Raw genomic sequence first — 14,031 nt, forward strand, 5'->3', positions numbered from 1 at the left:
ATTCAGCTCGCGCCAATTCGCTGCTAGGATGCCTTCATGGGCATCATCCAGGAACGGATGACAGGAACGACTGGCAGGGAAGGAACAGGGACGATGCAACTCGACAACGCCACGGCCGACGGAGGGACCGATTCGGGCATGGTCGTCTTTCTTTGCACTGCCGCCGGGCGCGTCCTCAGCGCCACCCCCCGGGCCGACGAGCTGTTCCCGACCGACGGCGAGCGGACCCTTCGCGAACGCCTGGAACGCCGCCTGCGCATGAACCCCGGGCCGTCACTGGGCACTGCCCTGATCGATGGCGAGGAGACCTCGCTGATCGGACTGATGGACAACCGGGAGATCACGCTCGCCATCACCCCGCTGGACGAGCACCAGCGACTGGTCGTGCTGCTGGAAAGCCTCTGCCCGCCCACCAGCCTGGATTCGCTGACCGGCCTGCCGGACCGCAGCGCGATGCTCGAACGGATCCGCGACATCCAGTCCGATGGCGACGGCGGCCATCGCCTGATGCTGGTCGACATCGATCGGCTCAAGACCGTCAACGACTACCTCGGCTATCACGTCGGCGACCGGGTCATCCGCGATCTGGCCGGCGCCATGCAGGCAGCCGTCCCCGACGACGTGATGGCCGCCCGCTGGAGCGGTCACGAGTTCATGCTCCTGATCCCGCCCCGCCAGGCAGAACACAGCCAGCAGATTGCCGAACGCATCCGCGCGTCTGCCGCCAGCGTCCGCTTCAACGGCGGCGAAGACGCCCCGCCGCTGGGTTCAGTGACCGTCAGCATCGGTCACGGCGCGCTCGGCCCGGGTGAAACGTCCCGCACCCAGCCTCGCGACCAGCTAAGCGCGCTCAATGCCGCGGTCTACGAGGCCAAGCGCACCGGCCGTGACCGCGTGGTCAACGCCGACCGGCTGCAACAACCCTCGGTCTACACCACCGGCGGCGCGCTCGATCGCGCCATCCACGAAGGGCGCATCGTCGCCGCCAGCCAACCGATCGTCGATCTCAAGACCGGCGAGGTAGTCGCCGACGAGGCACTGGCCCGCATGATCACCCCCGAAGGCGACGTCATCCCGGCGGGCCTGTTCATCGATGCCGCCTCGCGGTTGCAGATGGCCCACCGGATCGACTTCGAGATCATTAACCAGACGATCAACAACTGCGTGGCCTCGATCGGTCATCGACCGATGGCGCATTTCGTCAACATCTCGGGGGACTTTCTGCAGCACCCGGAACTGATGGAACAGGTGATCACCAACGCCCAGGCCGCCTGCGAGTGCATCGGCGGTGAGAGGAATGCGGGTCCCAAGCCCTTGGTCCTGGAGATGACCGAGCGCGAGGTGCTCGAAGACACGTCAGATGCCTTCAGCGCACTCAGGCCCCTGATCGATTTCGGCCTGCGACTCGCCCTGGACGACTTCGGCAGCGGCTACTCTTCCTACCGCTACCTGCTCGACATGCCGTTCACCTTCCTCAAGATCGAAGGCGCACTGGTCCAGAACATGAGCGACAGCGTCCGGGCACAGAAGATCGTCCGGCATATCCAGGCCATGGCCAAGGACATGGGGCTGGTTACCGTCGCCGAGTTCATCGGCGACGAGCGCACCGCCGACTTGCTGCGCGAGATGGGGATCGACTGGGGCCAGGGTTTCCACTTCGGCCGGCCGGAGATCATCCGCCCACTGAAAAACGAAAACCGCGTCGCCATTCACGAAATCTAGCCGGACCCGCGCCACGGCCTTCCTCGACACGGAAAAGTGCGCTATCCTGCGCGCCCTGTTTCGGAGTGTAGCGCAGCCTGGTAGCGCACCTGCCTGGGGGGCAGGTGGTCGGGGGTTCGAATCCCTCCACTCCGACCAATAGATTCAAGTAGAAAGGCCGCCTTGCAAGGGCGGCCTTTCTGCGTTCTGGATCCATGTAACCGATCGGACATTCAATGGCTCTGCTCCTCCCTCACGCCGCGCGGCTACCTCGGCTCATCAACCCTTGGGGAGATCACTGCCGCGCCGGATAGAAGCCGGTGCTATTTTAAACCGGGCTGGTCGATGAACTCGCGGCACTCACCCGGGCTCATGTCCTTGGCACAGCGCTCGGCGCGATCGACGTTGCGATCCAGGTAATGGTTGTAGAACGCCGGGGCGGCGCCGGTGATCTCGCCGATCCGCTCGCCGTCCGGCGAGAAGAACAGCACGTAGGGCACACCCCGCACGTCGAGTTCGTCGGCAAACGCCGCCGGCTCCTTCATCTCCCCGTCGACACCGATGAAGTGATCGTCGGAATCGATCTGCACGCGGCGGATGATCAGGCGGCCCTGGTACTCCGGGTCGAGCCGCATGGGGATCAGGAATTCGTCGTCGATCTTCTGGCAATAGCCGCAGTAGCTCGCGTGGAAGAACAGCATCATCGGCTTGTCGTGCTTCTGCATCCAGGCCAGATCCGCGGGCAGGTCGGCCAGGTGATCGACGAAGCGAACGTCGCCGTAGATGGCCATCGCCGAGTCATCGGAATCGGCGGCAATTGCCGGGGCGGTTGCGCCCAGGCCGAGAGCCAGAAGCAGCGCGCCCAGCGGGCGGCTCAGGGCAGACAGGCAACGCAAAGGCAGGCGGCGGGATACGGTCATGGCGACACTCGCTGGTTGTGATTGGGCGTATATAACTAGCACCTACGATACGACCAACCGGACGCGCAATCCATCGTGGTGCACCATCGGTGCATTCAGGGTCGACGTCAGGACGAACGGCTTGAGCGTGGTTGGTTCGGCGGGCACACTTGAAGCCTTCCACGTTGAGTGCCAGACGCCAGCCACCCAAAACGCCTTCACGACACCTTCGCCACGATGACCACGCCTCACGCCCACACCTTCGCCCATCACCCCTCACTCGTGGTTCGTCACGCCCTGGCGATCGCGACCGAAGCGCACGAGGGCCAGGTACGCCGCTACACCCATGAACCGTTCGTCACGCACCCGATTGCCGTCGCCCAGACGGTCGCCCCCTTCAATCCCGACCCGCTGGTACTCGCAGCCGCCCTGCTCCACGACGTCGTCGAGGACACGCCGGTTACCGCCGCCGATCTCGCCCGCGAGATGCCGAGTTCGGTAGTGCGGATGGTGCTCTCGCTGACCAACCAGGCCAGCCCGACCGACGGCGACCGATCGAGTCGCAAGCAGATCGATCACGACCATGTCGCTCGTGCCGAGCCGCGCGCCCAGACGATCAAGTACGCCGACGTCTTGCACAACGTGCAGTCGATCGCCCGGCACGACCCGAGCTTTTCACCCACCTATCTGCAGGAAAAGGCCAGCCTGGTTCGACGACTGAACCGTGGCCACCCGGTGCTGCGCCGGCACGTCTGGCATTGCATCGACACGCTGATCGCCGAGCTCGACTGACACTACCCCGTCAGCGGCTCACCCCAACGAGGCCAACATCCGTCGAAAGCGTGCCAGCGAGAGCATGAACAGCACGCCGCCGATAGCCGCCAGCGCGGCGAATTGCGGCCAGACGACGTCGAATCCCGCCCCGCGGTAGAGCACCGCCTGCGCCATGGCGACAAAGTGAAGTGTCGGCGCGGCCTGCATCAACAGGTGTATCCAGTCGGGCAGGCTTTCGGCCGGGGTCATCCCGCCGGAAAGGATCTGCAGCGGCAGCAGTACCATCAGGATCAGCAGCCCGAACTGCGGCATCGAGCGGGCGATGGTGGCCAGAAAGATCCCCAGCGAGGTGGTCGCGAACAAGTGCAGCAACGCCCCGGCAAGGAACAGCATCACTGATCCCTCGATCGGGATGGCCAACAGCCCCTGCACGACGATAGTCAGGGAGAACGTCGCGGCCACCAGCACAACCACCGTCATCGACCAGATCTTGCTGGCCATGATCTCGAACGGCGTGACCGGCATGACCAGCAGGTGCTCGACCGTGCCGTGCTCGCGCTCACGCAGCAGCGCCGCGCCGGTGAGCACGATCGCCAGCATGGTGATGTTGTTGATCAGCTCCATCACCGCGCCGAACCACGATGCCTGCAGTTCCGGATTGAACCGGGCCCGCCAGACCAGTTCGACCGTCGGGGCTGCGGCCTGGCGGGTCCCCGCCAGAAAGGTCTGGATCTCGCCCTGGACGATCGCCTGGATATAGCCACTGCCGACAAAGGCCTGACTCATGCGGGTGGCATCGACGTTCAACTGGATCGTCGGGCTCCGACCGGCCAGCACGTCGCGCTGAAAGCCCGCCGGGATGTGCAGGGCGAAGGTATCCAGCCCGGCGTCCATGCGCTCGTCCATCTCGACGGCGGAAATAAGGCGCGGCGGCAGGAACGACGGCGGATAGAAGGCATCGGCAATGCGCATCGACAGCGGCGAGCGGTCCTCGTCGACGATCGCGATCGGTGCCTTGTTGAGGGTTTCCGGCATGGCGGTGGCGGCGGTGTAGATCGCGAGCGAGAAGGCAAAGACGATCAGCACCAGCATGATCGTGTCGCGCCACAGGCTGCGAAATTCCTTCAGGCCCAGGTACCAGATATTGCGCCACATGCCCCTAACGCTCCTGTTTTCTCAGCAAGAGGGTGGCGATCGCAATCATCACCGGCCCGGCCAGCAGCAACGGCAAAAACGAGCCGGCCAGGTCCTCGAAGCCCAGTGCCTTGGAGAACGTGCCGCGCGCGATGGTGACGAAGTGCGTCGCCGGAAATACCTGGCCGATCACCGCACCCAGCCCCTCCAGCGAGGTGACCGGGTCGATCAGGCCCGAATACTGCGCCGACGGGATCATGGTGAGGATCGCCGTACCAAAAATGGCTGCCAGCTGGCTCTTGACGAAGGTCGAGATCAACAGACCCAACGCGGTCGCCGCGAACACGTACAACAGGGCGGCCAGGCTCAGCGCGAGGAAACTACCGGTGATCGGCACGCCGAAGACGAACACCGCCAGCACGACCAGCAACAGGTAGTTACTCATCGCCAGCACCACGTAGGGCAATTGTTTGCCGAGCAGGAACTCCAGGCGCGTGACCGGGGTGACATAGAAATTCACGATCGACCCCAACTCCTTCTCGCGCACCACGGACAACGCACTCAGGATGGCGGGAATCAGCATCAGCAACAGCGGGATCATTGCCGGCACCATCGCCGGCAGGCTTTTCACGTCCGGGTTATAGCGAAAGCGCGGTTCGATCGAGGCCGGCACAGCCAGGGCCGACTCGCCGAGACGCTCACGCGCCCGCATCGTCAGCCAGTGCTGATGCATGCCCTGGGCATAGCCCGCCAGGGTCTCGGCCCGGGTCGGCATCGCCCCGTCGACCCAGGCCCCTACCTCGACCGCCGTGCCCCGAGCGAGATCACGGGCAAAGCCGGGCGGAATCTCGATCACCAGTCCCAGTTCGCCCGAGCGCATGCGGCGATCGAGCTCGGCGTAACTGGCCACGGGCGCGTGTTCGGTAAAATAGCGCGACCCCGACAACCCGGCGACGTAGTCGCGACTGACCGTGGTGTTGTCGCGATCGAGCACCGCGAAGGTCAGATCCTCAACATCCATGTTCATCCCGTAGCCGAGCACCAACATCAACAACAGCGTGCCCAGGGCGGCGAGCGTCAGGCGGATGGGGTCGCGCGTCAGCTCGCGCCCCTCACGGCGCGCGTAGGCAGCCAGCCGCCGGGCGCTGAACGCCACCGATCCGGCGGAGGCCTCGCCAACGGCCGTCTCCACCGATTCGTCGCCCGTTTGTGTTCCAGCCGCGTCATCCCGTTCGGAGGCCTCCTCGAGATAGCCGATGAAGGCCTCCTCCAGGTCGACGGCCCCGCGGGAGGCGATCACCTCGGCGGGCGTGCCCGTGACCAACACGCGACCGGCATGCATGAGCGAGAGTCGATCGCAGCGCTCGGCCTCGTTCATGAAATGCGTCGATATGAAGATTGTCACCTGCTCGTCGCGGGCCAGCTCGATCAGGATGCGCCAGAAGGCGTCGCGGGCGATCGGATCGACGCCCGAGGTGGGCTCGTCGAGGATCAGGATCTCGGGCTCGTGCACCAGTGCCACGGCCAGCGACAGTCGCTGACGCTCGCCCAGGGGCAGCTCGTCCGGCAGCGCGTCCATGACCCGATCGAGACCGAAACGACCGGCCACGGCATCCACTCGTTCGCCGACCGCCGAGCCGGCCAGGCCGAACAGCCGGGCATGCAGCTCGAGGTTCTGCCGCACGCTCAGCTCGCCGTAGAGGGAGAACCCCTGGGTCATGTAACCGACCCGGTGGCGGGTGGCGAGATCGTGCGGGTCGAGCCGATGCCCCAGCAGACGGGCCTCGCCTTCGCTTGCCGGCAGCAGACCGGTAAGCATCTTCATGGTGGTGGTCTTGCCGCAACCATTCGAGCCGACAAAGCCGAAGATCTCGCCGCGGGGAATGGAAAAACTGACGTCCTCGACCGCGGTGAACGTGCCGAAGCGCTTGGTCAGCCCCTGGGCCTCGATCGCCACCGGAGCGGTTTTCGTGTCCGGGTGCGCGCTGTGGTCGACCGGGCGATGCTCGTGATGAGCACCCGCCGGCAGCAGCGAAATGAAGGCCGCCTCCAGCGTCTCCCGTCCCGTCTGCTCCAGCAAGGCCTCGGGCGACCCCGTCGCCAGCACCCGGCCGGCATTCATCGCCACCAGGCAGTCGAAGCGTTCGGCCTCTTCCATGTAGGCGGTTGCCACCAGCACGCTCATGCCGTCGTGCTGGGCGCGGATACGTTCGATCAGGCGCCAGAACTGGCGGCGTGAAAGCGGGTCGACGCCGGTGGTGGGCTCGTCAAGGATCAACAGATCCGGCGAATGGATCAGCGCACAGCACAGGCCAAGCTTCTGTTTCATGCCGCCGGAGAGCTTGCCCACCGGTCGGTCGGCAAACGGGGCCAGGCCGGTGGCCTCCAGCAGCTCGGCGATGCGCCGCCGGCGCTCTGCCGGGGCATGTCCGAACAACCCACCGAAGAAATCGACGTTCTCGAACACCGACAGGGTCGGGTAGAGATTGCGACCCAGCCCCTGCGGCATGTAGGCGATGCGCGGGCTGACCTGTCCACGAAAGCGCGCCCGCCCGATGTCGCCACCGAGCACCTCGATCGTCCCGGACTGGATCGCGCGGGCCCCGGCGACCAGCGCGAGCAGGCTGGACTTGCCCACACCGTCCGGTCCGATCAGCCCGACCATCTGCCCGGCGGGGATATCGAGGTCGATTCCGTCGAGCGCCACCGTCTCGCCGTAGCGCAGGCCGACCCCGCGCAACCGGGCAACCGGTGCGGGGCTTGCCATCAGTCGGGCACCCGTACCTTGAGATGCTCGGGCCAGGGCTGCTCGTCATCGAGGCGTACCCACGCCATCCCAGGCAGGCCGGTCTTCACCTGGACAATGTATCGTTCGAGCAGATCCACCGGCAGGCGGGCACGCACGCGGAACATCAGCTTCTGGCGCTCGACCCGGGTCTCTACCGTCTTGGGGGTGAACTGTGCCACGTCGCTGATGTACGAGATCCGCGCCGGGATGACGTATTGCGGGGCGGCATCGATCACCAGCCGTGCCTCGCTACCCAGCCCGATACGACCGACCGCATCGGTCGGCAGGAAGAACGTCATATAGACGTCCTTGAGATCGACCATGTTCATCACCCGGCCACCGGCACCGACCACCTCTCCCGGTTGGGCGACGAGATATTGGATGCGCCCGTCGCGCGGGGCGTGGAGCGTGCTGTCGGCGATGTCGGCCTCAATACGTTCGATGGTCGCCCGCGCCGCGGAGACGGCTTCCTCGGTACCAACCACCTGCGCCCGGGCCGTGGCGATGCCCGCCTCGGCCGCGGCGATCTGGGCACGTGCGGCACTGACCGCGGCCGCCGCGCCCTTCACCCGCGCCTCGTCGTTGTCCACGTCCTGCCGGGAAACCGAGCCACTCTTGACCAACTGCGAGGTGCGCGCCAAGCGCTTCTCGGCGATATCCAGCTCCGCCTGGCGCTGGGCCAGCAGCGATTCGGCCGCGGCCTTCTCCGCCTCGCGCTGAGCCACCTGACTGCGCGCGGTCACCACGTCGCTACTCGCCTGACGCAGGCGTGCCTCGGCCTGATGGAGCTCGGCATCAAGCGTACGCGTATCCATGGCGGCGACCGGCTGTCCGGTGGTGACGAACTCGCCCTCATCGACATGGATCGATTCCACCCGTCCGGGCACCTTCGCCGCGATATCGATCTCCACCGCCTCGATCCGCCCATTGCCGCTGGCAAGACCGGGATACTCGTCCACCACGGTCAACTGCTGCCAGGCCCACCAGCCAAGGAAAGCCAACACCAAGGCAATGGCGATTATGCGGATTAGCCAGCGTCGACGAATCGGTGACATGCAACAGGCTCCTTGCCCTAAGGCGATTCAAGCATATCCATCATGCGCGAGGAGCTGATCCGACGGGCTTCCCCGTCAAAACGAGCCGGTTTGTCCGGCACGGACTCCTCTAGACGATAATCGCACGTTTCCCAGCCAGCAGGCATCAGGGCTCGCAGGCGAATGATCTGGGGGAGACGACTTGACTCCTTATCCTGTGGCGCAGCCTTGGGCCAGCAACAAAAAAACGCCCCGGGAAGGGACGTTTTCGCTACCCAATCACCCCACCGCGATGAGATGACGGGACAGGTGCCATGACGGTTGCTCTTAGAGCAGTTCGTCCTGGATTGCCTCGATACCGGCCGCGGCACACTCGTCATCGATGCTGCCGCTTGGCGAACCGGACACGCCAATCCCGCCGACGATACGCCCGTCGGAGGTAATCTGCTTGCCACCGCCAAGCACCGTCACCCCGTCAAGGTGCTGGATGCCGTAACTCTCGTCCCCGGGCTTGCTGGTCCCGTGCAACTCGATGGTATCGGTGCGGAAGCTCACCGCCGTCCAGGCCTTGCTCTGGGCCGTTTCCACCGAGTGCGGCCCGGCATAGCGGTCGCGCTTGAGTGCCTGGGCCGTACCGTCCGGCCCCACGACCACGGCGGTGACCTGGGCGTTCCGCTCACGACAGGCCTCCACGGCCGCCGCAACGGCCTTGACGGCCACCTCGGGAACCACGGCCGGCGTGTCGAACGTACCCTCGGCGGCATGCAGCGGCGTGGCGGTGATCATCAGTGCCGTGCCGGCAAAAATCGTATTGCGTACCTTGCTCATCTCGGGTTCCCCCTTTTTTATGTGGACATACCCCATTGTTATAGCCGGGAACGCCGGGATTACAACGCGGATACCTCCCCATAAATCAACAGGTTATTAGCTCGCCATTAGTTAATGAGGTGCGTTGGGAATTCAATATCACCCACAACGGAAACAGGGTTGTCCGCGAAGAGGGGACGGCCGGCCGCGCATCGACACGCCGTCACTGCCAGCGTTACCCGGTCGGCTGACGTTATTCTTTCTCCGAGCAAGGCAGTGGGGTAAATTGGCCCCGAAAACTGGTTCGTCGAACTATCGATAACCAACGGGCACGATTTTCCGGGGACATGGGATGGCGGAGTCGAGCGACTTCTATCGTAAAAGCTACGAGCGCATGCTCCGGGAATTCACCCGCCTGGAGGACCACGACCTGCGCCTGGTCAAGCTGTTCAAGCTGACCGTCAGCCGCACCCTGATCGCGGTGGAGAAGGCCTACCCCAGCCTCGTGCCGTTGTGCAATCGCATCCGTGGCCATGTCAGCCGCCAGGCCGATGCCGACTTTCCGCTCGACCGCCTGCAGGTCGACATCGAGCAGCTCTCGCAACGCCTGCGGGAGCTGGAAAGCGGCCGCGACAACGCGGCACCCGCCGACGAGAAACCCGACAACTCACGTGCCGAATACCAGCGCAAGCTGTTCGTCCGCGAGTTCGTTCCGCAGATGCTCGAGGGCATCGCCTTTATCGGTCCGCTGGAAAGCCACCGCCGCCAGCTACTCGATGCGATCGCCGCCCACCAGTTCGACGCCCACCCCAGCCTCGTGATCGACCGCACCGTGGCGTTGATCAACGAGATGCGCCAGATGATCGAGCAGGAGAAGACCGAGCTGACCCTGTTTCTCGACGAGATTAAGGCCTCGGTACAGCGAATCGAGGAGGACGCGTTTCACCAGGGCAAGCAGGCCGAGGAGCGCCGCGGCAAGCTCAGGCGCTTCGACAACATGCTCGGGCGCAGCGTCGGCAAGCTGAAAAAGCAGATCGAGGAGGCCGAGGACATCGACACCATCAAGCAGACCGTCCGCGACCAGATCGAACAGCTGCACGGCAAGGTGCGGGAATTCCACGAGACAGAGGGTCGACGACTGGCGGAATTCGAGAGCCAGAACCTGCGCCTGCGCGGTTACCTCACGACGGTAATCAAGCGGGCACAGATGCAAGAGAACAAGCTCAAAGAGCAGTGTGGCGATCGTAACCGCTGCACGCTGACCGCCCTGCCAAATGCCTTTGCCTTCGAGCAGCAGCTACGCAACGAATTGGCGCGACTGCGGCCCGGTCGGCCACCCCTCTCGATGCTGTTCGTCGACATCGACCACCTGAAAAAAGTCGCCAAGAGCCACGGCCAGCAGACGGCCGACAAGATCCTGATCGTGCTGGTGCAGACGATCTCGCGGATGATCCACTACAGCGACTACTTCGCCCGCATCGGCCCCGACGAGTTCGCCATCCTGACCAAGGAACAGGACGGCGATGCTGCCTTGGAACTGGCCGAGGCGATCCGGACGCGCGTGATGCGCACGCGACTGCGCCATGGCAGCAAGAGCCTGTCGCTCACCCTATCCTGCGGTGTGACCGAACTGGAGATCGGCCAGACCTCCGAAGAAGCCTACCGCCACGCGCTGGAGGCCTTGCAGCACGCCAAGGCCCAGGGCGGAAACCGCTGCCAGAGAATCGGACCGACTTGAGCCTCAGTCCCAACCGTTCCTGGCCACCACCTCGGGATTGAGCAGGCGGATCTGCTGAACCACCGGGTCGGAGTGTTCCCGCTCGGGCTCGATCTGCATCAAACGCAACAGGTAAGGCAGCAATGCACGGCGCACGGTCACACGGCGCTCGCCATTGACCATGCCGTAATCCGCGGCGATCACCGCCTGCTGGGCCGGCGCCAGGTCGGGATGCACCCCGACCCGCAACGTCACTTCCTCGAACCAGTCGGCATCGTCGTCCCGCGGTGCGCCCGGCCGGTCCGGCAGGGCCTCGGCATTCCCCATCCGTGCCAATACAAAATCGCGGTACTCGCCGTGTTCGTGGCTGAACGCCCGCAGGTGCCAGCGAAAGCCGCTGTAGACCAGCGTGTGCGGGGATAACTCGATCGGTCGCGGATGCGGTCGGCGCATCGACTGGTAATCCACGCGCAGCCGGTGGCCGTTGCTGGCCGCCGCCGACACCACGCGCAGGATGCCCAGGTCCAGTTCGCGTTCGAGCGGCCGCAGCAGTTCCACGTTCGGCCCGGCCGCCGCCAGCGCGACTACCGGCCGGTCCTCCCCCGGCAAGGCGGCCAGCACGTCCAGCAACTCGGACGTCCGCCCCGATAGCAGCAGCGCGGCAAAGCGATCACCGGGCTCGTAGTACTTCTGCGAACGGTTGTAAACCAGGTTGTCCGGGGCGAGTGCCTGGTAGACGGCGAAATCCTTGGAGGCCTGCGCCCGGCTGATGCCGAAACTCTCCGTCAGCGCCTGGGTGCGCACCCAGCCGTTGAGCAGCACAGTGCACTCGAGCAGCTTGAGGCGCTGGCGCAGGTCCCATTTCAGGTCATCGATGGTAGTCGGGGTGATGCGGTTCATGCGGCCCATTCTCCGCCCCGCTTCTGGTGTGTCAATAAAAATGACGTGAGTTTGTTGACACGCCCAGATTGTATACCTACTATCTGGACATGCCTAGTTTGTAGGCAGTAAACGAAAGGAGCACCGCCATGCAGACCTACCACGACGACGTGATCGATTTCTGGGCCAACATCTTCCGCGCCTGCCGCCTGTCGACGGCCGGCCTCGACCTGGAGACCTTCCTCGAGGCACCCAGCCAGCATCTCGATCGATTGGGGCTGTCCGATGCCGTCGAGATGCTCGCCAACGGCCACCTGCCGCTGCTGCCCGAACAGGCCGCGGTGCGCCGCGAGATCGACGCCCGCTTCCGCCAGCCGGCGGCACCGCAACCGGCCGCGCCGGCCCCCGTCCGGGCCTTTCTCCCGCCCCCGGCTTTTCTCGCCACCGCGAGCTGAGCCCGTCCGCGCCTCGCCGGGGGACAACGGCCCCACTGTGTCACCGGACCGCGTCCGCTCGGCCGAAGGCCTCGCGTATAGTTGAGGGTCACCCACCCACGCCGGATTCGAGGCCATGGACGCGACCAACTCGTTTATCCTGCTCGGCGCCCTGCTGCTGTTCACCAGCATCATCGCCGGCATGGCCTCGTCGCGTTTCGGCTTTCCGCTGCTGCTGATCTTCCTCGCCGTCGGCATGCTGGCCGGGCAGGACGGCATCGGCGGGGTGGAATTCGACGATTTCCAGACCGCTTTCCTGATCGGCAACATTGCCCTGGCCATCATCCTGCTCGATGGCGGCCTGCGCACCCATATCCGCACCTTCCGCGTCGCCCTCAAGCCGGCCCTGTCGCTGGCGACCGTCGGCGTGATGATCACCGCCGGGGCCATGGGCGCGCTGGCCACCTGGCTGATGGGGTTCGACTGGTACTACGGCTTGCTGATGGGCGCGATCATCGGCTCGACCGACGCGGCGGCCGTGTTCTCGCTGCTGAAGGGCAGCGGCACGCGACTGAACGAGCGGGTGGGCTCGACGCTCGAGATCGAGTCGGGCATCAACGACCCGATGGCGATCTTCCTCACCATCACCCTGCTCGAGGTGATCTCGGCCGGCCAGTCGTTGCTCGATCCCTGGATCCTGGTGTTCCTGGTCAAGCAGTTCGGCATCGGTGCCGTGCTGGGCGTGGCCTTCGGCTTTCTCCTGCGCGAGGTGCTGCGACGGATCGAACTGGCCGAGGGGCTCTACGCGCTGTTGATCGCCTCCGGCGGGCTATTGTCGTTCGCGCTGATCAACGAGTTGGGCGGCAGCGGCTTTCTGGGTATCTATCTCACGGGGCTGGTGATCGGCACGGCGAGAAACCGAGGCACCTTCCACGTCCTGCGCATCATGGACGGGCTGGCCTGGCTGGCGCAGGCGGGCATGTTCCTCATCCTGGGGCTATTGGTCACCCCGTCGGCGGTGCTCGACCAGATCGTCCCGGCCCTGATCCTGGCATTCGCCCTGCTTCTGGTGGCCCGGCCGATCGCCATCTGGATCGGGCTGTGGCCGTTTCACTTCAACTGGCGCGAGACCACCTTCATCGCCTGGGTGGGGCTGCGCGGTGCCGTGCCGATCGTGCTCGCCCTGTTCCCGATGATCTATGGCATTCCCGATGCCGAGCGCTTCTTCGAGATCGCCTACGTGGTGGTGATCACCTCGCTCTTGATCCAGGGCAGTACCGTGCCGCTGGCCGCCCGCCTGCTCAAGGTCGAGGTGCCACCACTGGCCGAGCCGCGTCAGCGCGCCGACCTGAACCTGCCGATCGAACCGCGCCTCGAAATGGTGCAGTTCGTGGTGGGCGAACACACGGATGCCGACGGCGCCGGCCCCGAGCGCATGCCGTTCGGTGAATCGGTAATGATCGCGGGCGTGGTGCGCAACCTTGCCCTGCGCAAGCCGGAGGCAGGCTTTCGCTTCCAGTCGGGTGACATCGTGCTGACGATCATTCCCGAGGACATGATCAATGACCTCAACCGCTTCTTCACCGGCGAGCGCCGCAAGAAGGCCGATCTGGCCGAACAGACCTTCTTCGGCGCCTTCTCGCTGCGTGGCGGGGCGCGCATCGCCGATCTGGCCCAGGTCTACGGGATCCATCCGCCCGACGAACTGCATGACGCGACCCTCGACGAGGCAATCAAGTCGCTGTTGCGCAACCCGCCGGTCGTGGGTGATTCGGTCGATCTCGATCGAGTCAGCCTGACAGTGCGCGAGATGGACGGCCCGACGATCACTCAGGTGGGTCTGAAATTCCGCGAGTAAGCTGCC

General features: G+C 65.1%; 11 protein-coding genes and 1 tRNA gene. 6 read left to right on the forward strand and 6 right to left on the reverse strand.

Annotation, left to right across the window (positions count from 1 at the left end):
* Positions 1 to 93: 93 nt before the first annotated feature.
* Positions 94 to 1,722 (forward strand): EAL domain-containing protein, encoded by a 1,629-nt coding sequence (locus VWP12_RS10225; protein ID WP_410474028.1) that lies wholly within the window; start codon positions 94 to 96, stop codon positions 1,720 to 1,722.
* A gap of 61 nt (positions 1,723 to 1,783) precedes the next feature.
* Positions 1,784 to 1,860, forward strand: a tRNA-Pro gene (locus VWP12_RS10230).
* A 164-nt stretch (positions 1,861 to 2,024) separates the two neighbouring features.
* On the opposite strand, the gene VWP12_RS10235 is transcribed toward VWP12_RS10230, so the two are convergent.
* A complete protein-coding gene (locus tag VWP12_RS10235; protein WP_410474029.1) occupies positions 2,025 to 2,621 on the reverse strand; it encodes a thioredoxin family protein in 597 nt (198 codons plus the stop codon).
* 216 nt (positions 2,622 to 2,837) lie between these two features.
* Here VWP12_RS10235 and VWP12_RS10240 point away from each other — a divergent pair, with 216 nt between their 5' ends.
* Entirely contained in the window at positions 2,838 to 3,392 is a 555-nt protein-coding gene (locus VWP12_RS10240) for an HD domain-containing protein (protein ID WP_410474030.1), read from the forward strand.
* A gap of 18 nt (positions 3,393 to 3,410) precedes the next feature.
* On the opposite strand, the gene VWP12_RS10245 is transcribed toward VWP12_RS10240, so the two are convergent.
* From VWP12_RS10245 to VWP12_RS10260, 4 genes are all read right to left on the reverse strand, one after another.
* Positions 3,411 to 4,529, reverse strand: a complete 1,119-nt coding sequence (locus VWP12_RS10245; RefSeq protein WP_410474031.1) for an ABC transporter permease — start codon at positions 4,527 to 4,529, stop codon at positions 3,411 to 3,413.
* 4 nt (positions 4,530 to 4,533) lie between these two features.
* Complete coding sequence (gene rbbA, locus VWP12_RS10250; RefSeq protein ID WP_410474032.1) at positions 4,534 to 7,275, reverse strand: ribosome-associated ATPase/putative transporter RbbA; 2,742 nt, start codon at positions 7,273 to 7,275, stop codon at positions 4,534 to 4,536.
* Entirely contained in the window at positions 7,275 to 8,351 is a 1,077-nt protein-coding gene (locus VWP12_RS10255) for an HlyD family secretion protein (RefSeq protein ID WP_410474033.1), read from the reverse strand. Before VWP12_RS10255 ends, rbbA begins: the two co-directional genes overlap by 1 nt.
* 306 nt (positions 8,352 to 8,657) lie before the next feature.
* Complete coding sequence (locus tag VWP12_RS10260; protein ID WP_125197897.1) at positions 8,658 to 9,158, reverse strand: GlcG/HbpS family heme-binding protein; 501 nt, start codon at positions 9,156 to 9,158, stop codon at positions 8,658 to 8,660.
* A 331-nt stretch (positions 9,159 to 9,489) separates the two neighbouring features.
* On the opposite strand from VWP12_RS10260, the gene VWP12_RS10265 reads away from it, so the two are divergent.
* Positions 9,490 to 10,875, forward strand: coding sequence for a GGDEF domain-containing protein (locus VWP12_RS10265; protein WP_410474034.1), 1,386 nt, complete (start codon positions 9,490 to 9,492; stop codon positions 10,873 to 10,875).
* Positions 10,876 to 10,878: 3 nt separating this feature from the next.
* Here the strand turns inward: VWP12_RS10265 and VWP12_RS10270 are convergent, their stop codons facing one another.
* The gene (locus tag VWP12_RS10270) at positions 10,879 to 11,754 is read right to left on the reverse strand and encodes a helix-turn-helix transcriptional regulator (RefSeq protein ID WP_158611703.1); all 876 of its coding nucleotides are present in this window, start codon (positions 11,752 to 11,754) and stop codon (positions 10,879 to 10,881) included.
* A gap of 128 nt (positions 11,755 to 11,882) precedes the next feature.
* On the opposite strand from VWP12_RS10270, the gene VWP12_RS10275 reads away from it, so the two are divergent.
* Complete coding sequence (locus VWP12_RS10275) at positions 11,883 to 12,188, forward strand: hypothetical protein (protein WP_410474035.1); 306 nt, start codon at positions 11,883 to 11,885, stop codon at positions 12,186 to 12,188.
* A 115-nt stretch (positions 12,189 to 12,303) separates the two neighbouring features.
* The gene (locus VWP12_RS10280) at positions 12,304 to 14,025 is read left to right on the forward strand and encodes a potassium/proton antiporter (RefSeq protein WP_410474036.1); all 1,722 of its coding nucleotides are present in this window, start codon (positions 12,304 to 12,306) and stop codon (positions 14,023 to 14,025) included.
* Positions 14,026 to 14,031: the final 6 nt, after the last annotated feature.

It is taken from the genome of Guyparkeria sp. TX1 (assembly GCF_046523965.1).
GTDB lineage: Bacteria > Pseudomonadota > Gammaproteobacteria > Halothiobacillales > Halothiobacillaceae > Guyparkeria.